The 22121-nt window shown below is 73.5% G+C and carries 18 protein-coding genes; 7 read left to right on the top strand and 11 right to left on the bottom strand.

Annotated features, from left to right (window positions below):
* Positions 1-62: 62 nt before the first annotated feature.
* The 3 genes from ACWFQ8_RS11045 to cobS form a co-directional block, all read right to left on the bottom strand.
* Positions 63-3197, bottom strand: a complete 3135-nt coding sequence (locus ACWFQ8_RS11045; RefSeq protein ID WP_453785893.1) for an efflux RND transporter permease subunit — start codon at positions 3195-3197, stop codon at positions 63-65.
* A gap of 167 nt (positions 3198-3364) precedes the next feature.
* Complete coding sequence (locus tag ACWFQ8_RS11040) at positions 3365-4090, bottom strand: response regulator (RefSeq protein ID WP_453785892.1); 726 nt, start codon at positions 4088-4090, stop codon at positions 3365-3367.
* Positions 4091-4120: 30 nt separating this feature from the next.
* Positions 4121-4942, bottom strand: a complete 822-nt coding sequence (gene cobS, locus ACWFQ8_RS11035; RefSeq protein WP_453785891.1) for an adenosylcobinamide-GDP ribazoletransferase — start codon at positions 4940-4942, stop codon at positions 4121-4123.
* A gap of 132 nt (positions 4943-5074) precedes the next feature.
* On the opposite strand from cobS, the gene ACWFQ8_RS11030 reads away from it, so the two are divergent.
* Positions 5075-5848 carry a hypothetical protein gene (locus ACWFQ8_RS11030; protein ID WP_453785890.1) on the top strand — a complete coding sequence of 258 codons (774 nt, stop codon included), beginning with the start codon at positions 5075-5077 and terminating at the stop codon, positions 5846-5848.
* A 114-nt stretch (positions 5849-5962) separates the two neighbouring features.
* On the opposite strand, the gene pspAA is transcribed toward ACWFQ8_RS11030, so the two are convergent.
* Positions 5963-6241 (bottom strand): PspA-associated protein PspAA, encoded by a 279-nt coding sequence (pspAA, locus tag ACWFQ8_RS11025; RefSeq protein WP_453785889.1) that lies wholly within the window; start codon positions 6239-6241, stop codon positions 5963-5965.
* 13 nt (positions 6242-6254) lie between these two features.
* On the bottom strand, positions 6255-7049 hold the full coding sequence (locus tag ACWFQ8_RS11020; protein WP_453785888.1) for a PspA/IM30 family protein: 795 nt from the start codon (positions 7047-7049) through the stop codon (positions 6255-6257).
* Between the two features lie 308 nt (positions 7050-7357).
* Here ACWFQ8_RS11020 and ACWFQ8_RS11015 point away from each other — a divergent pair, with 308 nt between their 5' ends.
* Both ACWFQ8_RS11015 and ACWFQ8_RS11010 read left to right on the top strand, forming a co-directional pair.
* Entirely contained in the window at positions 7358-7966 is a 609-nt protein-coding gene (locus ACWFQ8_RS11015; protein ID WP_453785887.1) for a DUF3043 domain-containing protein, read from the top strand.
* A 101-nt stretch (positions 7967-8067) separates the two neighbouring features.
* A complete protein-coding gene (locus ACWFQ8_RS11010; RefSeq protein WP_453785886.1) occupies positions 8068-8778 on the top strand; it encodes a class I SAM-dependent methyltransferase in 711 nt (236 codons plus the stop codon).
* A 171-nt stretch (positions 8779-8949) separates the two neighbouring features.
* Here the strand turns inward: ACWFQ8_RS11010 and ACWFQ8_RS11005 are convergent, their stop codons facing one another.
* Positions 8950-9162 (bottom strand): hypothetical protein, encoded by a 213-nt coding sequence (locus ACWFQ8_RS11005; protein WP_453785885.1) that lies wholly within the window; start codon positions 9160-9162, stop codon positions 8950-8952.
* A gap of 104 nt (positions 9163-9266) precedes the next feature.
* Between ACWFQ8_RS11005 and ACWFQ8_RS11000 the strand changes: the two genes are divergently transcribed.
* From ACWFQ8_RS11000 to ACWFQ8_RS10985, 4 genes are all read left to right on the top strand, one after another.
* The gene (locus ACWFQ8_RS11000) at positions 9267-10481 is read left to right on the top strand and encodes a bifunctional adenosylcobinamide kinase/adenosylcobinamide-phosphate guanylyltransferase (RefSeq protein WP_453785884.1); all 1215 of its coding nucleotides are present in this window, start codon (positions 9267-9269) and stop codon (positions 10479-10481) included.
* A gap of 84 nt (positions 10482-10565) precedes the next feature.
* The gene (cobT, locus tag ACWFQ8_RS10995; RefSeq protein ID WP_453785883.1) at positions 10566-11630 is read left to right on the top strand and encodes a nicotinate-nucleotide--dimethylbenzimidazole phosphoribosyltransferase; all 1065 of its coding nucleotides are present in this window, start codon (positions 10566-10568) and stop codon (positions 11628-11630) included.
* 82 nt (positions 11631-11712) lie between these two features.
* Complete coding sequence (locus ACWFQ8_RS10990; RefSeq protein WP_453785882.1) at positions 11713-13593, top strand: phosphatidylglycerol lysyltransferase domain-containing protein; 1881 nt, start codon at positions 11713-11715, stop codon at positions 13591-13593.
* Positions 13594-13764: 171 nt separating this feature from the next.
* Complete coding sequence (locus tag ACWFQ8_RS10985) at positions 13765-14982, top strand: sensor histidine kinase (protein WP_453785881.1); 1218 nt, start codon at positions 13765-13767, stop codon at positions 14980-14982.
* A gap of 95 nt (positions 14983-15077) precedes the next feature.
* Here ACWFQ8_RS10985 and ACWFQ8_RS10980 read toward each other — a convergent pair whose 3' ends face one another.
* From ACWFQ8_RS10980 to ACWFQ8_RS10960, 5 genes are all read right to left on the bottom strand, one after another.
* A complete protein-coding gene (locus ACWFQ8_RS10980; RefSeq protein ID WP_453785880.1) occupies positions 15078-15899 on the bottom strand; it encodes an endo alpha-1,4 polygalactosaminidase in 822 nt (273 codons plus the stop codon).
* Positions 15896-16558 carry a spherulation-specific family 4 protein gene (locus ACWFQ8_RS10975; RefSeq protein WP_453786042.1) on the bottom strand — a complete coding sequence of 221 codons (663 nt, stop codon included), beginning with the start codon at positions 16556-16558 and terminating at the stop codon, positions 15896-15898. The genes ACWFQ8_RS10980 and ACWFQ8_RS10975 overlap by 4 nt, the downstream gene beginning before the upstream one ends.
* 50 nt (positions 16559-16608) lie before the next feature.
* Positions 16609-18162 (bottom strand): hypothetical protein, encoded by a 1554-nt coding sequence (locus tag ACWFQ8_RS10970; RefSeq protein WP_453785879.1) that lies wholly within the window; start codon positions 18160-18162, stop codon positions 16609-16611.
* Complete coding sequence (gene pelF / locus ACWFQ8_RS10965; RefSeq protein WP_453785878.1) at positions 18159-19727, bottom strand: GT4 family glycosyltransferase PelF; 1569 nt, start codon at positions 19725-19727, stop codon at positions 18159-18161. The genes ACWFQ8_RS10970 and pelF overlap by 4 nt, the downstream gene beginning before the upstream one ends.
* A gap of 99 nt (positions 19728-19826) precedes the next feature.
* Positions 19827-21854: a hypothetical protein gene (locus tag ACWFQ8_RS10960; RefSeq protein ID WP_453785877.1), complete on the bottom strand. Its 2028-nt coding sequence runs from the start codon at positions 21852-21854 to the stop codon at positions 19827-19829.
* Positions 21855-22121 lie beyond the last annotated feature (267 nt).

Here is a 22121-nt window from a genome sequence, read left to right as displayed (position 1 = left end):
CCCGAAGGGGCGGCCCCTCGCGGGGCCGCCCCTTCTGCATTCGACCGGCCGGCCGGCTCGGATCAGACGCCGGCCGCCGTCTCGTCCCGGCTCTGCGGGACCACGCTCAGGCGGGCCGCGGCGCGGCGCGCCGAGCGCTTCGCCGCGCGGCGCTCCTTGCGGAGCTCCACCATCGCGTAGAGGGTCGGCACCAGCAGCAGCGTCAGCAGGGTCGAGCTGACGAGCCCGCCGATCACGACGACGGCGAGCGGCTGCGAGATGAAGCCGCCCTCACCGGTGACGCCCAGCGCCATCGGCAGGAGCGCGAAGATCGTCGCCAGCGCCGTCATCAGGATGGGCCGCAGCCGGTGCCGGCCGCCCTCGACGACCGCCTCGACGACGCCCAGGCCCTGCGCCCGGTACTGGTTGACCAGGTCGATCAGCACGATCGCGTTGGTCACGACGATGCCGATGAGCATCAGCATGCCGATCATCGCCGGAACGCCCATCGGGGTGCCGGTCACGATGAGCAGGCCGAGCGCGCCGGTCGCCGCGAACGGGATGGAGACCAGCAGGATCAGCGGCTGCACCAGCGAGCGGAACGTGGCGACCAGCAGCATGAACACGATCGCGACGGCCGCGAGCATGGCCAGGCCCAGCGACCCGAAGGCCTCGTCCTGGTCCTCGGACACACCCCCCACGGACGCGGTGGCGCCCTCGGGCAGGTCCAGCGCCTTGAGCTTCGTCTGGAGCTCGGCGCTGACGGCGCCCGTGTTGTCGCCCAGCGGCCTGGCGGTGACGGTGGCGGCGCGGGCGCCGTCGATCCGGGTCATCGCCACCGGTCCGGGGACCTCCTTGACCTCGGCGATGTCGCCGAGTCGCAGCGGACCCACCGGGAGGGCCTGGAGCTCGGCCAGGGTGGTGGCCGGCCGCGCGGTCCTGATGACGATGTCCCGCTCGGTGTTCTCCAGTACGGCCTTGCCCGCCGGGGTGCCGCGTACGGCCTGCGCCACGATCGCGCCGAGCGCGGCCTGGTTCAGGCCGGCCTCGGCCGCCTTGGGGGTGGCGGTCACCGAGATGCGGGGCACCGACTGGGACAGGTCGCTCTGCACGTCGGTGACGTTCTTCAGGGTGGCCACCTCGGCCCGCACCCGTTCGGCGGCCGCGGCCAGGACCTCGCCGTCACCGGCCTTGACGACCACGCTGAGGTTCTGGCTGCCGAAGCCGTCGCCCGCCACGATGCGGGTGTCGCCGATGCCGGCGAGGGGGGCCAGCCCGGCCTCGATCCGCTTCTTCACGCCCTCGGCGTCGCCCGCGTCCTTCAAGGAGACCTGGTACGAGGCCTGGTTGGAGCCCGTACCGCCGCCGAAGGCCGCCAGGAAGCCGGAGGATCCGACGGTGACCTGGTAGCTCTTGACGCCCTCGACGGAGGCCAGCACCTGCTCGACCTTGCGGCTCGCCTCGTCCGAGGCGGCCAGCGAGGTGCCGGGGGCGAGCTCCTGTTTGACGGTCAGGACGTCCTGCTCGCCCTGGTCGAAGAAGTTGGTCTTCAGCAGCGGGGTCATGCCGAACGTGCCGATCAGGACGACCACCGCGATGGCCACACTGGTCAGGCGGCGCCGGGTGGCGAATCCCAGGACCCGTACGTAGAACCGCTGGAGGCGGCTGCGCGCCTCCTTCTCCTCGGCTGCGCGGCGGGCCTCGGCGGCGCTCTCCTCGTCACCGGCCGTCACGCCCTTCGGCGCGCTCAGGAACCAGTACGAGAGCACCGGCACGACCGTCAGCGAGACGAGCAGCGAGGCCAGCAGGGCGGCGGTGACGGTGAGCGAGAAGGAGCCGAAGAGCTCGCCGATCATCCCGCCGACGAGGCCGATCGGCAGGAAGACGGCGACGGTGGTGAGGGTGGAGGAGGTGACCGCGCCGGCCACTTCCTTGACGGCGGTGAGGATCGCCGCCTCCCGCTCCTCGCCGTAGCCCAGGTGGCGCTTGATGTTCTCCAGGACCACGATCGAGTCGTCGACGACCCGGCCGACGGCGATGGTGAGCGCGCCCAGGGTGAGCATGTTGAGCGACAGGTCGCGGGTCCAGAGCACGATCAGCGCGAGGACGACGGACAGCGGGATGGAGACCGCGGTGACCAGCGTCGAGCGCAGCGAGGCCAGGAAGACCAGGATCACGAGGACCGCGAAGACCAGGCCGAGCAGGCCCTCGGTGGTGAGGCTGGAGATGGACTTGGCGACGGCCGGGCCCTGGTCGCTGACGACGGTCAGCTCGGCGCCGGAGCCGAGCGTGGAACGCAGCTCGGGCAGCTTGTCCTTGACGGCGTCGGAGATCGCGACGGCGCTGCCGTCCTTGTCCATGGTGAGGACGAGGGCGAGGCTGGGCTTGCCGTTGGTGCGGGTGATGGAGTCGGCCCTGGCGGGCTCCTGCTTCACGGCGGCCACGTCCGCCAGGCGCACGGCCGGTCGCCCCGGACCGGGGCTCAGGCGCAGCTCCTCCAGCTGGGCGAGGGAGGTGTAGCCGGCGCCGACGCGCACGGTGCGGTTCTTGCCCTGCTCGTCGAAGGAGCCGGCGGGCACGGTCGCGCCGCCCGCCTGGAGCCCCTGGGCGAGGGCGGCGCCGTCGAGGCCGGCCGCCGCCAGCTTCGCCTCGTCGGGAGTGACGGTGACCTGGAGGTCCTGGACTCCGTCGACGGAGACCTGGCCGACGCCCTCGATGTCCGACAGGACCGGGACGACGGAGCGCTGGAGCTGGTCGGCGAGGGCCTGCTGGTCCTTGCCGGAGGTGACGGCGAGGATGACGGTCGGGATGTCGTCGGTGGAGCCGGCCACCACCTGCGGGTCCACCTCGGCGGGCAGCCGGACGCGGGCCCGGTTGACGGCCTGCTGGACGTCGGCGACGAGCTGCTTGGTGCCGCTGTCGCCGTAGTCGAAGGTGGCCATGATGAGGGCGTTGCCCTCGCTGGCGGTGGAGGTGATGCCGGTGATGCCGTCGACGCCCTTGAGGGTGGCCTCGATCGGCTCGACGACCTGCTTCTCCACCACGTCGGGGGAGGCGCCCTGGTACGGCGCGAGGACGGACACCATCGGCAGTTCGATGGACGGCAGCAGCTGCTGCTTGAGCTGCGGGACGGCTATGGCACCGAAGACGAGCGCGACGATCGACACGAGGCCGACCAGGGCTCTCTGGGCCAGGCTGAAGCGGGACAGCCACGACATGGGTAGGAGATCTCTCTGCAGTGCGTACGCGAGGGCACTCCCACCCTGTCCCACGCACCGGCGTCGGCGCCTCGCTCCCAGGTCCCGTCCTTATCTGCGGCATACCGCGTCCGCAGTACGCCGCACTACTCCGGGCCGGCTCCGGCGCAGGTCCGGCCCGTTCGGCCCTACTCGGAACGAGGCCGGACCAGTCCCGATTCGTAGGCGACGACGACCAGTTGGGCCCGGTCGCGGGCGCCCAGCTTGGCCATGGCCCGGTTCACATGGGTCTTGACGGTGAGCGGGCTGACCTCCAGCCGTCCGGCGATCCCGTCGTTGGACAGTCCCGCGGCGACGTGGACGAGGACCTCGCGCTCGCGGACGGTCAGCGCGGCGAGCTTCTCGGCGTGGACCGCCGGGGAGGTCCCGCTGTCCGGGCCGGCGCCGCCGCCCTGGGCCAGGAAGGTGGCGATGAGGCCCTTGGTGGCGGCCGGGGAGAGCAGCGCCTCGCCGGCGGCCGTGACGCGGATGGCGGTGAGCAGTTCCTCGGGCTCGGCGCCCTTGCCGAGGAACCCGGAGGCTCCGGCCCGCAGGGCCTGGACCACGTACTCGTCCACCTCGAAGGTCGTCAGCATCACCACGCGCACGGCGGCGAGTTCCGGGTCCGCGCTGATCATGCGGGTGGCGGCGAGGCCGTCGGTGCCGGGCATCCGGATGTCCATGAGCACCACGTCGGGGCGGACCCGCCGGGCGAGTTCGAGGGCCTGCGCCCCGTCGGAGGCCTCGCCGACGACCTCCATGTCGGCCTCGGAGTCGACGAGCACCTTGAAGGCGCTGCGCAGCAGGGCCTGGTCGTCGGCGAGCAGCACCCTGATGGGCGCGGCGGAGGTCGGATCCGTCGGAGTGTGGTCCACGGGGTGAGGGTAGCGGGCCGGCCCCCTGCCTCAGCCGAGGGCCAGCACCAGGAGGGCGGCGGTCGCCGCGACCTCGGCCAGGGCGCCGAAGACGTCTCCGGTGACCCCGTCGAAGCGGCGGACGCAGCGGCGGAGCAGCAGTTCCGCGGCGGCCAGGGCGGCCAGGACCGCCGCCGCGTGCTGGACCGCGGCCGCCGCGCCCAGCGGCAGGGCCGCCGTTGCGGCGAGTACGACGGTGAGCACGGCGGCGGTGGCGGCGACGCCCTGCGGCACCGCGCCGGCGACCGCGGCGCCGAGCCCTCCGGGGCGGGCGGCCGGTACGCCGGCGCGGGAGGCCAGGGTCATGGCGAGGCGGGCGGCGACGGCGGCGGTCACGGCGGCGAGGGCGCCCCGGCCCCAGCTGTCGGCGTACGCGTCGGCGAGCGCGGCCACCTGCGTCAGCAGGACGAGGAGCAGGGCCACGACGCCGAACGGGCCGATGTCGGACCGCTTCATGATGCGCAGCGCGTCCTCGGCCGGTTTGGCGCTGCCCAGCCCGTCCGCGGTGTCGGCGAGGCCGTCCAGGTGCAGCCCCCGGGTCAGTGCCGCCGGTACGGCGACGGTGACGACCGCGGCGAGCAGCGGGCCCCCGTCGAGGAGGGCCAGGAGCACGCCGGGGACGGCCGCGAGCAGTCCCACGACCAGACCCACGAGGGGGGCGCAGGCCATCCCGGTACGGGCGGCGGGACGGTCCCAGCGGGTGATGCGGGCGGGCAGCACGGTGAGGGTGCCGAACGCGAAGCGGAGCCCGTCGGGGAGCGGGGCGCGCTCCGGGGACGGGGCCGGCGGCGGTTCGTCGAACGAATCTGTCATCGGCGTGAACGCTACCTGTTCGCGACGGGCGGTAAATTACCCCTTACGTGGCGAATGGCCAGGTACTGTCCGGGCGGTCCTCACGGATCGGTCCGCGACCGGAGCCTGGCCGCCGAGCCGGGAGGCCGTGGAATGGGTCAGTGGTGGTACCGCAACATCGTCGAACCCGGGAAGCTGCCCCTGCTGCTGGCGCTGCTCTCCTTGGTCCTTTCGTTCCTCGTCACGCGGATGATCACCCGGCTGATCCGGGCCGGCCGGGGCCCCTTCAAGAACGTCACCCCGGGCGGCCTGCACATCCACCACGTGGTGCCGGGGGTCATCCTCGTGATCATCGGCGGATTCGGTGCGGTGGGCAGCGGCCGGCACAGTTTCGGCGCCCTGCTGTCCGCGGTGATCTTCGGGCTGGGCGCGGGGCTGGTGCTCGACGAGTTCGCGCTGATCCTGCACCTCGACGACGTGTACTGGAGCGAGCAGGGCCGCAAGAGCGTGGAGATGGTGGTCCTGACGGCGGCGGTGGTGGCGCTGGTGCTGGGCGGATTCCTGCCCTTCGGAGTGAACGAGCTGACAGCGGACGAGCGGCAGAGCCGGGGCCTGGTCGTCATGAACACGGCCAGCAACTTCTTCCTGGCCCTGATCGCCCTCTGGAAGGGCAAGCCGCGCACCGCGATCTTCGGCACGGTCGTGCCCTTCGTGGCGCTGATCGGCGCCATCCGGCTGGCGCGGCCCGATTCCCCGTACGCGAAGCGGTTCTACGGGAACCGGGCGCGGGCCCGCGCCAAGGCCGGGCTGCGCGCCTTCCACCACGACCGGCGCTGGGCGGCGCCGCGCCGCAAGTTCGAGAACTTCATCGGCGGGACCCCGGATCCGGAGCGGGTCGCCACGGCGGAGAAGCCGCCGGGCCCCTGAGACCGCGGGCCGTGCCGTTAGCGGGACGGCGACGGGCCCGCCCCTGCCGGGGGCGGGCCCGTCGCCGTGTCGGTGGTGTCCTGTCGCTCGCCGGGGCCTCGGGTACCGGGGCCGTCAGCCCGGGATCAGACCGTCGTCGCGCAGCATCTCCCGGACCTCGTCGAGCGTCGCGTCCGGACCGGGCAGGATCAGCTCGGACGGCTCCAGCGTCTCGTCCGGCAGCGGATCGCCCAGGCGCCGTACGGCTTCGAGCAGCGAGCCCAGCGTGCGCCGGAAGCCCTCCTCGTCACCGCGCTGCATCTCCGCGAGCAGTTCGTCGTCCAGCGTGTTGAGCTCGGCGAGGTGGCCGTCGGCCAGCTCCACCTGGCCCTCCCCCATGATGCGGACAATCATGACGGACCCCGTCCTACTGCTTGTCGAACCGGTGCTGGGTCTGCGACGGCTGGGCGCTGCCCTGGGCGCCGCCTTCGATGGCCTGCTGCTGCGCGGACGGGCCGCCCGCCAGCTCGGCCTTCATCCGCTGGAGCTCCAGCTCCACGTCCGTACCGCCCGACAGGCGGTCCAGTTCGGCCTGGATGTCGTCCTTGGAACCCAGCCCGCTCCGGTCGTCGAGCGCGCCGGAGGCCAGCAGCTCGTCGATCGCGCCGGCCCGGGCCTGGAGCTGGGCGGTCTTGTCCTCGGCCCGCTGGATGGCCAGGCCGACGTCGCTCATCTCCTCGGAGATGCCGGAGAAGGACTCCGCGATCCGGGTCTGCGCCTGGGCCGCGGTGTAGGTGGCCTTGATGGTCTCCTTCTTCGTGCGGAAGGCGTCCACCTTCGCCTGCAGCCGCTGGGCGGCGAGCGTCAGCTTCTCCTCCTCGCCCTGGAGGGTCTGGTGCTGCACCTCCAGGTCGCTGACCTGCTGCTGGAGGGAGGCACGGCGGGACAGCGCCTCACGGGCCAGGTCCTCCCGGCCGAGGGCGAGCGCCTTGCGGCCCTGGTCCTCCAGCTTGGCGGACTGCCCTTGCAGTTGGTTCAGCTGCAGTTCCAGACGCTTGCGGGAGGTCGCCACGTCGGCGACGCCGCGGCGCACCTTCTGCAGCAGTTCCAGCTGCTTCTGGTACGAGTAGTCGAGGGTCTCGCGCGGGTCCTCGGCCCGGTCAAGGGCCTTGTTCGCCTTCGCGCGGAAGATCATCCCCATACGCTTCATGACACCGCTCATGGGCTTCGCGCGCCCCCTTCTGACGGACTTCGCTCCAGGTCACCAACAGTCGCGCTCCTCGGTCACCCGTGAGGACCGCCACAGAACCCACAGTACGGGCCCTGTCTCCATTACCGCACTGTTCGAGGACGGATGTGCTCCTCCTCCAGGACGACTACTCGGCCGCCGGATCAGGCGTGAGGAGTAGGTGCGCCCCGGAGTGACGCCTTGAGGAGGTCCGTCCGCCCCGAACCCCGCACAGGGAAGACGCCCGCCGTTGCCGGATCGTTCCCGGCGGGGGTGGGGCCCGTGCCCGCAACCACGTACGCTTGGGTTTTGTGTTTGGTAGCCGCTCCTCCAAGGAAGAGAAGGCCGCCGCCACCGACAAGGTGAGCGCCGACCTCTCGCAGCCCCGTGACCCGCAGGCCCCCAAGGGCCGCCCTACGCCGAAGCGTGCTGTGGCCCAGTCGCAGCGCAAGGCCGTAGTGGCCTCGACCGGCAACCGCAAGGAGGATGCCAAGCGAGCCCGTGAACGCCGTCGCGTGGAAATGACCAAGCAGCGCGAAGCGCTGGCCAGTGGCGACGAGCGTTATCTGCCCGCGCGTGACAAGGGCCCTGTCCGCAAGTTCGTCCGCGACTTCGTGGACTCCCGCTTCTCCGTGGCCGAGATGTTCCTGCCGCTGGCAGTGATCATCCTCGTGCTCAGCATGGTGCGGCAGCCCGCGATCCAGAACATCGCGCTGATGCTGTGGCTCGGTGTGATCGCGCTGATCATCGTCGACTCCATCGGCCTGGTGCTGCGCCTGCGCAAGGCGCTGAACGAGCGCTTCGCCGACGAGCCCCGCCGCGGCGCCGTCGCGTACGGACTCATGCGCACCCTCCAGATGCGCCGACTGCGCCTGCCGAAGCCGCAGGTCAAGCGCGGAGAGCGGCCCTGAGCCGAGCCGCGCCCGCCGGGTCGGGGACCGGCTTCGCGGACGGAGCCCGGCTCTGGCTGGAAGGTCTGGGCGGTCTGCGCAACGCCGTCCGCCAGGAGCTCGTGGGCCGGCAGGTCGACGAGCAGATCGTGCACCGCTACCCGGTCGGGCAGCGGCTGCGCGTCCTCGACGTCGGCATGGGCCAGGGCACGCAGGCGCTGCGCCTGGCCCGCGCCGGGCACAAGGTGACCGGCCTGGAGCAGGACCCCGGGATGCTGGAGGTCGCCCGTGAGGCGCTGGCCCGGGAACCGGCCGGAATCCAGGACCGGGTCCGGCTCATGGAGGGCGACGGCCGCGAGACCGGCGCGCACTTCCTGCCGGGCAGCTTCGACGTGGTGCTGTGCCACGGCGTGCTGATGTACGTGCCCGAGCCGGATGCCATGCTCGCCGGGCTGGCCCGCATGCTGGCCCCCGGCGGTCTGCTGTCCCTGCTGGTGCGCAACGGCGACGCGCTCGCCATGCGGCCGGGGCTCGACGGCGACTGGAAGGGCGCGCTGGCGGCCTTCGAGAGCACCGACTACACGAACCGGCTGGGCCTGGACATACGCGCCGACCGGCTCGCCGCGCTGACGGCCACGCTGTCCGGGATCGGTGCGCCGCTGCACGCCTGGTACGGGGTGCGCGTCTTCACCGACGGGACCGAGGCGGGCGAGACCCTGCCGCCCGACGAGGAACTGGAACGGCTGCTCGCCGCCGAGGACCGCGCGGGGCGCACCGACCCCTACCGCGGCGTCGCCGCGCTGCTGCACCTCTGCGGAGTCCGCGGCCCCTAGCCTCCGGCTCGGCCCGCGCCCCTCGTCCTGCGCCCCCGCCGCACCCCGTACCGCAGCGACCACGGCCTCGCCGGGGAGTGCCCGTCGGGCGTGCCGGGGCCGTATCCGGGAGCGGGCTGACACTCCGGGGCACGGCCGGCCGGAGGGCACGGCGGCCGGCCCCGGAGGGGGTCAGGCTTCCAGAGCGGCCCTGAGGCTCATCGTGTAGAGCTCGGTGCCGGTGTCGTCGGAGAGCTTCACCTGTTCCGTGCCGCCTTCCAGCAGGTCCTTCCAGTACTCACCGATCCAGGATTCCGCGTCCCCCTGCGTGGTGAACTCCTCCGGCACCACCGACGGGGCCGTCTCCGTGCCGTCGGCCGTCTCGAACCGCCACGTCCACGCCATGTCCGCCTCCGTTGCTCGTCCGCGCTGCACACGCTTCTCGCCTTGAGTGTGCCCGCAGAGTAACCGGGCGCGCACCACTCTCGGCGACGCGGGAGGATCATCCTGTGGAACTCACTCTGCTCGGCACCGGCACACCCGAAGGCCTCCCCCGCCCCACCTGTCCCTGTGCGGCCTGCGCGGTCTCCGTCGGCACCCGCTCGCGGGCCGCGACCGCCGTCCTCGTGGACGGCGCGCTGCTGCTCGATCTGACCCCGGGGGCGGTGCTGGCAGGTGCCCGCGCCGGGCATTCGCTGGCCGGCGTACGGCAGGTCCTGCTCACCCATCCGCACGACGGTCCCCCCGTCGAACTGCCGCCCGGCCTGCCGGCCGCCGGCCGGGTGCCGGACGGGCAGGAGCTCGCGGTGATCTCCGGGCACCGGGTGCGGGCCGTCCCGATGGACGCGCCGGGCACCGGCTACGAGGTGACCGGCCCCGACGGCGCCCGGCTGCTGTACCTGCCGCCGCGCGGCGCCCCGGCCGGCACCGACGGCACGGTGGTGCGGCGCCCGTACGACATGGTCCTCGCGGACGTCCTGGGCCGGCCGGAGGCCCTGGCCCGGCTGCGGGCGAGCGGCGCGGTCGGCCCGGCCACGGACGTGATCGCCGTGCACCTGGACCACGACACCCCGCCCGGCCGGGAGCTGGAGCGCCGGTGCGCGGCGGTCGGCGCCCGGGCGGTGCCGGACGGAACGACCGTGGCCCTCGGCGACTACCGCGCGGAACCGGACCTGCCGCGCCGCACCCTGGTGCTCGGCGGGGCCCGCTCCGGCAAGTCCTTCGAGGCGGAGCGCCGCCTCGCCGCCTTCCCCGGCGTCGCCTACGTGGCCACCGGCGGCTCGCGCGAGGGGGACACGGAGTGGGCGCAGCGGGTCGGCCTGCACCGGGAGCGCCGGCCGGGCGGCTGGCGGACGGTGGAGACCTGCGAGCTGGTCCCGCTGCTGGTCGAGGAGGGTCCGCCGCTGCTGATCGACTGCCTGGCGCTGTGGCTGACGGACGCGATGGACCGGGCCGGGGCCTGGGACGACGCCGTCTGGGCGGGGCGCGGCCGCCGGCAGCTCGCCGACCGGACGGCCGAGCTGGTGGCCGCCGTTCGCGCGACCCGCCGCCCGGTGGTCCTGGTCAGCAACGAGGTGGGGTCGGGCGTCGTGCCGGCGACCGCCTCGGGCCGCCGCTTCCGCGATGAGCTGGGCCGCCTGAACAACGCGGTGGCGGGCGAGTGCGAGCAGGTCCTGCTCGTCGTCGCGGGACAGGTCCTCGTCCTCAAGGACCCGAGCCCGTAAGGCCGGTGGCGGCCTCCCGCAGCGGTCCGCCGGGGCCGCCCGAGCGGGCTTGGGGAGGGCCTCACCGGCTGTACTCTCTGGCAGATGAGCACGCTGAATCTCGACGACTTCTCCGATCTGATCGAGCGTCCCGACGGGGGCGTCCGGCGGGACGCCGAGGAACGCCGTGAGCGGCTGGCCGTGCCGTCCGGCGCGCTGGGCCGGCTCGACGAACTGGCCGAGTGGCTCGCCGCCGCGCAGGGCCGGGTACCGGTCGCGCCGATCGAGCGCCCCCGCGTCGTGCTGTTCGCCGCCGACCACGGGATCGCCTCCGAGGGCGTGTCCGCGCGGGCCGCCTCCACCGCCCACGAGCTGGTGCGCGCCGTGCTCGACGGGACCAGCCCCGTCGCGATCCTGGCCGGCCGGCTCGGCGCCTCGGTACGGATCGTCGACGCGGGCCTCGACTGCGATCCTGCTCTGCTGCCCGAGGACGTGGTCCGCCACCGCGTGCGGCGCGGCAGCGGCCGGATCGACGTGGAGGACGCCCTCACCCTCGACGAGGCCCGGGAGGCACTGCGCCTCGGGATGCGGATCGCCGACGAGGAGGCCGACTCGGGTACGGACCTGGTCGTCCTCGGGGACCTCAGTGTCGGCGGGACCACGGTCGCCGCCACCCTCGTCGCCGCCCTGTGCGGCACCGACGCCTCCGTGGTCACCGGCCGGGGCGGGCTGCCCGTCGACGACCTCGCCTGGATGCGCAAGTGCGCCGCGATCCGCGACGCGTTGCGCCGTGCCCGACCGGTCCTCGGCGACCAGGTCGCGCTGCTGGCCGCGGTCGGCGGCGCGGACGTGGCCGCGATCACCGGTTTCCTGCTCCAGTGCGCGGTGCGCCGGACGCCGGTCATCCTCGACGGCGTCGTCTCGGCGGCCTGCGGACTGGTGGCCCAGCGGGCCGCGTTCCGCGCCCCCGACTGGTGGTTGGCCGGTCAGACGAGCGGCGAGCCGGGCCAGGCCAAGGCCCTGGACCGGATGGCACTCAACCCGCTGCTCGACCACGGCGTCTCCGTGGGGGAAGGTACCGGGGCGCTGCTGGCCCTGCCCCTGGTCCAGGCGGCCGCCGCGCTCGCGGCGCAACTCCCGGAGCGGACGGCGCAGGAGCCGGTGGACTGAGTCATCGGGGCGTTCGGCACTGACCAGCCGTGATCCCCGGAGCCACCACCCGTAGAAAGCGGCGCCCCATATGATCGCTTTTATGGGAGAGGTCCGTTTGACCAGCGTAGAGACCGACCGCGGCGCCCGACCGGCGACCGGCAGGAAAGAAGGCGGCGACCCCGTCGGCAAGGCCTCGGGGGACGGCCGGGAGACGGGCCGTGGAAGCGCACGCTCACGGCGCGGGGCGGGGTTCGCGGTCTGGTACCTGCGGGCCGTCACCTTCGTCAACTTCCTGAGCGCCGTGTGGGTTTCGCTCGGACAGGACCTGCGCAGACACAACAGCACCGAGTTCTACACCCCGTACCTGCTCACGGCGGGCTTCGCCTCCGGCCTGTTCTGCCTGCTGCTCGCCGTGACGCTGGGCCGGCGCAAGCGCGCTGCCTGGATCCTGAACCTGGCCCTGGCCGGGGTGCTGCTGCTCGCCTTCCTCGTCCGCGCCTTCGCCCCCTGCACGGAGGGCGACTACAACCTCTGCTACCCCGAGTTCCGCGAGCACGCCCAGAACTGGGTCTCGCTCGGCCTGACGGCCCTCTTCGTCGGCGCCCTGCTGATCGGCCGCCGCGAGTTCTACGCCCGGGGCGACCGCTCCAACCCGGCGCTCGCCACGGCCGTCGCCGCCGTCGGCCTGCTGGTCGCCTCGCTGGTCGCGGCCCTGCTCGTCGGCGCCGCCAACACCTCCCCGGCCGCCTCCGAGGCCGGCTTCCCGGCCCGCTGGTGGTACGGCGTGACGCGCCTGGTCACCCTGGACACCGACACCAAGGCCTACGAGACCATCAGCACCCCCGGCTGGGTCGACGTCATCGTCAACGTCATGTCGACCCTGCTGCTGCTCGCCGTGCTGTTCGCCGCCTTCCGCTCGCGCCGCGCCGTCGACCCGATCACCGAGGACGACGAGGAGCGGCTGCGAGCCCTGCTCGCCAAGCAGGGCGAGCGCGACTCGCTGGGCTACTTCGCGCTGCGCCGCGAGAAGTCCGTCATCTGGTCCCCCACCGGCAAGGCCGCCGTCACCTACCGCGTCGTCGGAGGGGTCTCGCTCGCCTCCGGCGACCCCATCGGCGACCCCGAGGCATGGCCCGGCGCCATCGAGCCCTGGCTGGCCCAGGCCCGCGAACACGGCTGGGTGCCGGCCGTGATGGGCGCGAGCGAGGAGGCGGGGCAGATCTACGCGCGCCACGGACTGGACGCGATCGAACTCGGCGACGAGGCGATCGTCGAGACCGCCGAGTTCACCCTGGAGGGCCGCGCCATGCGGACCGTCCGGCAGGCCTACAACCGCGTCAAGCGGGCCGGCTACACGGTCCGCATCCGCCGCCACGCCGACATCCCGGCCGGCGAGATGGACGAACTGCTGCGCCGCGCCGACGACTGGCGCGACGGGGCGACCGAGCGCGGGTTCTCGATGGCGCTGGGTCGGCTGGGCGACCCCGCCGACGGCCAGTGCGTGATGCTGGAGTGCACCGACGGCGTCGGCGAACTGCGCGCGGTGCTGTCGTTCGTGCCGTGGGGCCCCCACGGACTGTCCCTGGACCTGATGCGCCGTGACCGGGACTCCGAGAACGGCCTGATGGAATTCATGGTCATCGAACTCCTGGAGCGCGCCAAGGAGATCGGGATCACCCAGGTCTCGCTGAACTTCGCGATGTTCCGGTCCGTCTTCGAGCGCGGCTCCCGGCTCGGGGCGGGCCCGGTGCTGCGGATGTGGCGCTCGCTGCTCGGCTTCTTCTCCCGCTGGTGGCAGATCGAGTCCCTCTACCGGGCCAACGCCAAATACCGGCCGATCTGGGAGCCGAGGTTCATGCTCTTCGAGAAGAGTTCGGACCTGCTGCGGATCGGCATCGCGGCGGGCCGGGCCGAGGGCTTCCTGGAAGCTCCCGGCCTGCCGAAGTGGCTGCACCGCAGACACCTGGAGACCCGCCGTTGACAGCACCCCGCCGCGATCGCCGTGGTCACGGCGGTGTGCGCGGTCCGGGCGACGCGGGGTTCGGGCTCCTCCCCCGTTCCCGCCGGCTCCGCCCCTTCCCGCCGGCTCCGCCCGTTGCGCCGGCGCGCCTCCCGCCGCCGCCCCAGCCGGAGCAGGCCGTACCGTATCGGGGTGACGACACACCTCGGGCCCGTCGCGGCCACCCGGCAGTGGACGCGGGACCACCCGCTCGCCACCGACGCCGTGCTCGCGTTCGGGGCGTTCGTCTCCATGGTCGTCGGCTCCTTCGCGGATCCGCACGGCCCGCACGGCCCGACCTTCGGCACGCGGACCCCCGAGCCGCTCTCCCTGCTGCTGATGCTGCTCGGCGCGGCCGCGCTGGTGTTCCGGCGCATCCGGCCGCGCACCGTGCTCGCCGCCGCCTGCGGCCTCAGCCTGCTGGAGCTGACCACCGGGGAGCCGAGGGCGCCCGTCGCGATGTGCACGGTGATCGCCCTGTACACGGTGGCCGCGCGCACCGACCGGCCCACCACCTGGCGCATCGGGGTGCTCACCATGGCCGGGCTGACCGGTGTGGCCATGCTGGCCGGGCCGCTGCCCTGGTACGCGCAGGAGAACCTCGGCATCTTCGCCTGGACCGGGATGGCAGCGGCCGCCGGGGACGCCGTACGCAGCCGCCGGGCGTTCGTCGACGCGATCCGGGAGCGGGCCGAACGGGCCGAGCGGACCCGCGAGGAGGAGGCCCGGCGGCGGGTCGCCGAGGAGCGGCTGCGGATCGCCCGGGACCTGCACGACGTGGTCGCCCACCACATCGCGCTGGTCAACGTGCAGGCGGGGGTGGCGGCGCACGTCATGGACAAGCGGCCGGACCAGGCCAAGGAGGCGCTGGCGCACGTACGGGACGCCAGCCGCTCGGCGCTGAACGAACTGCGCGCCACGGTCGGGCTGCTCCGGCAGTCCGGCGACCCGGAGGCGCCGACCGAGCCCGCGCCGGGGCTGGGGGTGCTGGACGAGCTGGTCGACACCTTCCGGCACGCCGGGCTGCCGGTGAAGGTGATGGTCCAGTTGGGCGGCGGGGCCGGGCCGCTGCCGGCCGCGGTGGACCTGGCGGCGTACCGGGTCGTCCAGGAGGCGCTGACCAACGTGCGCAAGCACGCGGGCGCGGGGGCCAGTGCCGAGGTCAGCGTGGTGCGGGCGGGGCCGGCGGTGGAGGTGACCGTACTGGACGACGGCGGTACGGAACCGGCGGCCCTGGCTCCCCCGGACGCGGGCGGGGGCGGTCACGGGCTGCTCGGGATGCGGGAGCGGGCGGGCGCCCTCGGCGGCTCCTGCTTCGCGGGCCCCCGCTACGGCGGCGGCTACCGCGTCCACGCCGTCCTCCCCGTCTGACCGTTGCCTTCCCCGCACGGGAAGCCGGCCCTTGCGCCGGGGGCGGCCCCGGCCCCGCCGGCGTGTGGGGCGGGGCCGAATCCGCCGCGGAGCCGTCAGCAGGCGCGGCGCCAGGGGCCCAGGTCGTACTTCTTCTCCAGCGAGCTCAGTCCCAGCTCGCGCGAGCGCTCGCAGAAGCGTGCCGCCGGCACCTCGTACTCCACGTGGAACACCGCCTTCCCCGCCGCCACGAACGGCGTGAGCCGTTCGCACTCCTGGTACTGCGCGCACTGCTCGTTCACCGCGAAGTCGAAGTCCTCGACCAGCTCCGGGATCTGGTCGAGGTCGTTCTTCAGGCCCACCGCCAGGTCCCGGTCGTGGGCCAGCTTCGCGATCAGCCGGTTGTAGCGCAGCTGGTCCTCGGCCGTCAGGGGGAAGCCGGACGGGTTGCGGTAGGCGTCCATGTTGTCCGGCTCCACCGCGTCGAAGCCCTTCTCCCGGCACATGTCGAACCGCTCGGCCATCAGCGGCTCCAGCTCGGACAGCCGGCGGACGTCGAGCCAGCGCTCGCCCTCCCAGCCGTTGCTCTTGCCGAGCAGCGCCTTCGGGAAGTCGTCCGCGTCCGGCCGGAAGTCCTCCCAGGCGCCCGTGGAGAGGTAGCAGATGGTGCGCCGCCCGGCCTTGCGCAACGCGGTGACCTGCTCCTTCGTGGTGGTGAACCCGTCGACGTCATAGACCGGGACGTCGACGGAGGTGTCGAGCCGGCCCGTGAGCTGCCACTGCCAGCCGGTGCCCGGCCGGGGCTGCCAGCGCTCCCCCGGGGCCTGGCCGGGCCGGGGTCGCGGGCCGCCGCCGTCGTCCTCGGGGCCGGCGGTGCACGAGGCGAGCAGCAGCAACAGCAGCGGTACGAGCAGCAGCCGCGAAGGGAAACGGTTCATCCCGCCGCCTCCACGGCGTGCGGGAGCGTGCCCCAGGGGTGCGCGCCGGTCCCGGGGACCGCGCAGTGCACCCCCGCGCCCCGCTCGGCCGCCAGCTGTTCGGCCAGCCGGGCGGCCGGTTCGCCCGGCGGGACGGCGTAGACGAGGTGGCAGAACCGCTGGGCGGGGTGCTCCTCGGTCCACGGCGGCACGGTGGTGGCGTCCCGGTAGGCGTCCCACGGTCCCTCGAAGGTGACGAGGAGGTCGGCGAGCCCTGCGTAGCCGGGGTGCGGGTGGACCCCGTGGTTGAGGACGAGGGTGCGGGCGCCGGCCGCGCGCGCGGCGACGGCGAGGCGCCCGTAGTGCGCGAGCATGTCGGCGCCGGCGGCGGCCTGGTCGAGGAAGGCCCCGTCGGCGCCGTACCAGTCGCGGTGGCGCAGCAGGTCGCGCACCACGGCGGCGTGCGGGCGCCGCCCGTAGTCGGTGTCGGTGTAGCCGAGGACGGGCACCCCGGCCTCGCGCAGCCGCTCGGCGACGCGGGCGAACCGCTCGTCACGGGCCTCGCCGGGGCCGCTGTCGGGGTTGAGCACCACCGAGTGCAGCCGGCCCGCGGCGCGGATGAGCCGCTCCCAGTCGTCGGGCCGGTCGGCGGGATGCTCGTAGAGGGGCACCAGCAGCATGGGGTCCTTCTTCTCGTACGTTTCGTACTGTTCGTACGTTCTCACGTGGGTCACCGGTGCGCCGTGGCGCGGCCGAGGAGCAGGCAGACCAGGACGGCCAGGGCGGCGGCGGCCGTGCCCGCCACCACCAGTTGGAGCAACCGGGGGTGTCCGATCCCGGTCAGCAGGGCGAGGCTCTGGGCCACGGCGGCCGAGGAGCACACCACGGCCGCGGGGCGGACCGCCCCGAAGGACTGGAGCAGCAGCCCGGTCCACATCACCGCGCCGAGCAGCAGCAGGGTGGCGACCCGGACGGCGGTGAGGCCCGGGGCGTCGGGCCACAGCAGGGTGCCGGTGACGCCCAGGGCCAGCACCACGGTCAGGTAGGTGGCCAGGCACCGGGCCAGCGTGGTGAGCATCCGGCGCCGGAAGGCCCGGGGCGAGCGGGCCGCGCGGAGCCCGGCGAGACTGCCGCTGCGGAAGCGGTGCAGCAGCCATTCGGCGGGGCCCATGCTGAGGGTGAGGGCCACCGCCGAGGGCGCGGCGACGGCCTCGGCGGGACCGCCGGAGAGCACCTCGCCGAGGGCGGCGTACAGCACGAGCAGGCCGGTGCCGAGCCCGAAGACCCCGTACGGGACGGAGTCCCCGAGCCGGGGGCCGCGCGGCGCGTACGGCTCCTCGGCCCCGCGCAGCATCCGCCAGCGCACGGGTGCGCTCCCGGCAGCCACCGGGTGGTGCCACCGGCCGGGGTGGCGGGCCGCCCAGCCGCGGATCCGCCGCGCCGCGCCGCGCACGCCCCGGCCCAGCGGGAGTTCCCGTACGGCCAGGGTGCAGGCGGCGAGCAGGGACGCGACGAGCAGGCCGACGCGCAGCGCCACGGGCGGGTCGGTGAACAGTGCGGCGGCGGCGCCCACGGCCATCGGGCCGAGGGCGCCGAGCAGCAGCCGCTCCCGGCCCAGGACGAGCAGGACCGTGGCGGCGCCGACGTACAGGGCCTGCCCGGCGGCGAACGCGTAGGAGAACGGCGGTCCGCCGGGCACCGCCAGTGCGGCGGCGATGCCCAGCAGGGAGCCGGCGGGGGCGCCGACGAGCAGGGTCCGCCCGGCAGCGGCCCGGTCGCCGAGCCCCAGCCAGGAGTACGCCCGGTGGGACAGGGTCTGGTCCCAGACCCAGCCGATGAGCGCCCCGGCGATCAGCGGCAGCGTCCCGGCGGGCAGGCCGAGCCGGTCCGGCGGGCCGTCGAGCAGGGGGGCGCCGAGGATGTAGGCGAGGCCGGGCAGGGCGAAGATCAGCCCGCGCAGCAGGCAGGCGGTGAGGGAGACCTTCCAGGGGTCGGGGACGTGCTCGGGCTCCGGGAAGGAGCGGGGCACCCGGGCGTAGAGCTCCTCGGCGAGTCCGAAGGAGTCGGGCCGGCCGTAGGTGAGCCGGATGTACTCGTCGGTCATCCCGTCGGACTCCAGGATGGCGGCGATCTCGTCGGGGTGGACGGCGCCCGCGATGAACACGCCGAGGCGCTCGGCGAGTTCGTCCATGGGGTCGGCGGCGGGCTCGGCGGCGCGCCGGGCCCGGGGGATCGCGGGCAGCGTGTCGCCGCCCGGGACCTTGAGCCAGAGGGATCCGCTCATCGCAGGCTCCCTTCGCCGGACTCGGCCCGGGGGCGGCCGAGCGCGGCCAGTTCGCGGTACCAGGGCTCGCCCAGGCGCTGGGTCCAGCTGTCGCCCTCGTGCACGGGCAGGACGGGTTGGCCGGCGAGTTCCCGGTAGATGTGCCGGAAGCCGTCAACGGACTGGTCGAGGGTGAACTTCTCCACCACCCGCTTGCGGGAGCGCCGGCCGAGCTCGGCGCGCCGGACGTCGTCGCGGAGCAGGGCGAGGGTGGCGCGGGCCATGGTCTCCGGTTCGCGCGGCGGGACGACGAGGCCGGTGTCGCCGACGGCCTCGCGGACTCCGCCGACGTCGGTGGAGACGGTGGTGCGGCCGCAGGACATGGCCTCGATGATGCTGAAGGGGAAGCCCTCGCTGATGCTGGACAGCATGACGACCGAGCCGGCGGCGTAGGCGTCGGCCACCTGCTCGATGCGGCCCTCGTAGGTGATCCCGTCGCTCACGCCGAGTTCGGCGGCGAGCTCCTCCAGGCGGAGCTTGTACGTCTCGCAGCCGACCGGTACCGGCCCGAAGAGGCGCAGCCGCAGGGCGGGCAGTTCCTCGCGCATGAAGGCGTAGGCGCGGACGAGGGTCTCCAGGTCCTTGATCGGGTCGATGCGGCCGCACCAGCTGAGGGTGGGCACCTCGGGCTCGGGGCCGGCCTCGGGGAAGCGGTGCGGGTCGACGCCGTTGTAGACGGTGCGGATCCGGTCGGAGTCGGCGCCCCCGCGTTCCTCCCAGCGGCGGTTGTACTGGTTGCACGGGGTGATCAGGTCGGCCTGCCGGTAGCCCTCGGTGTTGAGCTCGCGGTAGAAGCCGAGCATGAGGGCCTTCACGGGCCAGCGCTGCTCGGCGGTGCGGTAGCCGAGGTAGCGCTCCCGCAGGTAGATGCCGTGCTCGGTGAGGAGGAAGGGCACGCCGTCGAGCTGTTTGGCGGCGAGGGCCGGGAGGGTGGCGAGGCCGCTGCTGACGGCGTGCGCGACGCTGTCGGGCGGGATCCGTAGGGAGAGCGGGCGCAGCGCGTGTTCCAGCAGGTCGGTGGCGGTGAGAGCGTCGTGGACGGTGGGCGCGGCGCCGGCGGTGTCGAGGCCGGAGCGGGTCCACACGGACATCAGCAGGCGCAGGGTGGACTCGCGGCGCAGGGCCGGGGCGAGCTTCCCGGCCCGGGCGAGCAGGGCCAGTTCGCGCAGGGCTCCGGAGAATCCGCCGGTCGCGTCCGGCGGGCCGCCGCCGGCCCGGGCCGGATCGAGCAGGGAGAGCAGGAAGGTTTCGTAGACCTCGGTGAAGCGGCGCAGGGCCTTGCCGCGCAGGGCGCCCCGGCGGCCGCGTCCCGGCGGCCGACCCCAGAGGGGGAAGGCGGTGTGCCGGTAGACGTTGCGCGGCAGTTCCCAGGTGACCGGCTCCCGACCGGAGCCGGTCAGGGCTATGACGTTGAAGTCGACCTCCGGCATGCCGCGCACCAGTTGGTCGCACCAGGTGCTGACGCCGCCGTGGACGTGCGGGTAGGTGCCTTCTGTGAGCATGGTGACGTGACGCCCATGGCTCATACGGTGAGTCCCCCCAGGACGGAAAAGGGGCCGGCGTCCGTGGGTTCGCGGAGCGCCGGCGCCAGGTGGTACGTGTGGATGTGACGGGGTGCGGGACGGTCAGCTGGGCAGCTTGAGCGTCACGGCGGCCTGGAGCAGCTCGGGAGCGGTCCAGGTGGAGCGGGTACCGGCGTAGGCGGTGCCGAAGTCGCTGGTGCCGAGCAGGTGCTGCTTCTTCGTCCCGTTGGGGGCCGTGACCGGGGCGACGACGCCGGCGGGGGCCTTGACGGTCACGGTGGTGCCGACGCGGTAGGCGGTGACCTGGCCGGCGGCGAGCGCCTTGTCCCAGGCGGCGCGGCGCCCGAGCTCGACGCCGGTGTCCTTCATGCTCTGGTTGACGAGCGGCGCGCTGGGCGCGTAGAGCGAGCGGTAGGTGTCGAGGACCTGGTTGAGCACCGGGTAGAGGGTGCGGTCCTCGGCGAGGTTGGACTGGTGCACGTAGTGCGGGCGCGGGTCGTTGGCCAGTACGTGGCGCAGTGCGGTCCGGGCCTCCTGGGGGACGATGTGGTCGAGGTAGCCGGTGTCGACGTCGAGCGCCGCCGGCAGGCAGGTGGAGGTCGCCGGGTTGTCCTCGCAGATGCCGCTGCCGCCGTCCGCGCGGCTGGCGTAGATCCAGTTGTACTCGTCGGCCATCTCCGCGTTGGTGCCCGTGTTGTAGTACACGTTCATCGGGTGGCGCGGGACGGTCAGGGCGGCGCCGACGGCGCGCTGGGCCGGTTCGCGGGAGTTGTCGCTGCCCGCCCACTTGACGCCGTTGTCGGCGAGCGCGCCGGCCAGGTTCGGATTGTCCTGGGGCTGCTGGGGGTTGGTCCTCAGGCCCGAGTGCTCGCCGGTGACCAGCTCGGTGCGGTCGAGGGCGATGCCCTTGGAGGCCGCCCAGTTGTTGTTGTCTCGGATCTGCGCGGAGATCTCCGCGCGGCTCATGTACTGGATCGCGCCCTGGGCGTTCTTCGCGCAGCTCCACGGGACGGTGGTGACGTCCTGGACGCAGCCGAGGAAGGGGTGGGTGTAGGTGTGGTTCATCCAGCGGTACCGGGCGCGGTCGGCGACCAGCTGCGCGGTCAGGGCGTCGACGCCGCCGTTCTCCGCCTTCCACTCCTCGCCGGCGCCGCCGTTGAAGAGCATGTCGAGCGTGAAGCCCTTGGACGTCTGCCACTGCGCCGCGTACTGCGCGTCCGCGGCGGTCATCCGGATGGTGCTCTCCTTGCCCTCGCCGCCCGCGCACGCGTAGTCGCCGGGGGTGCAGTTGAGTTCCTTGTTCCAGCGGGCGTCCGGGGCGAAGACGTCGTCGACGTGGACCGCGAAGTAGTGGCGGCTCTGGCCGAGGTGGACGCCCTGGGTGAGCCAGTCGACGATGCCCCGGGCGAGCAGCCGGAACTGCGTCTGGTGCTGGTTGTAGCCGAAGGTGACGACCAGTTCGCTGCGCCCGTCGTGGGTGTACTCGCCGACGAGCGAGGCCCGCCCGCCGTCGACGGGGGCGTCGAGGTAGCTGGTGTAGCCGGCCCGCGGCTTGCCCATGAACCCGTAGCTCTCCGGGACCAGGGCGGAGTTGTCCTCGAAGGCGACCTGCCCGCCGAGGTAGCCGAAGGGGCCCGCCTTGCCGGCCGCGGTGACGGCGGCCGCAGTGCCGTCCAGCTGACCGCTGTAGCCGCCGTTGTCGGTGTACTCCAGCCCCACGCCGGGGTGGGCCCAGGTGTAGGCGTCGACCTGGCGGATCCCGTACGTCGTCTCGTACGCGGCGAGCGCGGCCATCTCGGCCGAGCCGGCCCCGAAGGGGTTCTCGTTGGGCAGGACCACCCCCTGGTACTTGGCGCGCGGCCGGCCCTCGACCGTGTCGCTCAAAAAGGCCGCGTCGATGACCGGCCGGCTCGCATTGCCGAGCGCCACGCGGGTGTAGGGCACCCCGGTGTCCCGGAGCTCCGACGTGATGGCTTCGACCGAGCTGCCGCCGTCGTCGACGACGAGCACCTTCAGATCGACGCGCGGTTCCACCGCGGCCCGGGCGGTCGCGGCAGGTACTGCCACGGACACCAGAGCTGCCGCGGCCATGACAGCGGCGACCCTGTTCATCCGGTTCTTGTTGACCATTTCGGCCTTTCCCCCCGCAGGCGTCCCTCGAATCCGGCCCCTTGGCGTTGCGCCGGACCGGGGGAGCTCTGTGGAAAACATGCAAAGGAACCCCGCGTCCCCTTGCGAGAGTGGACCGAGTCTCTCGGACCCCGTCAGGTCTACGAGGCAAACCTGGAACAGAGACCACAGATGGGTGAACCCGCCGACCTCTTGATCGAACAACTTGCCAAACCTTCGAGTGCCGTGCGGACGAGTGCGGGCGCGTAGGCTCTTTTCCGGTGGGGG

The organism is Streptomyces sp. NPDC055254, from assembly GCF_053606025.1.
This window is presented reverse-complemented; position numbering and strand designations above follow the sequence as displayed.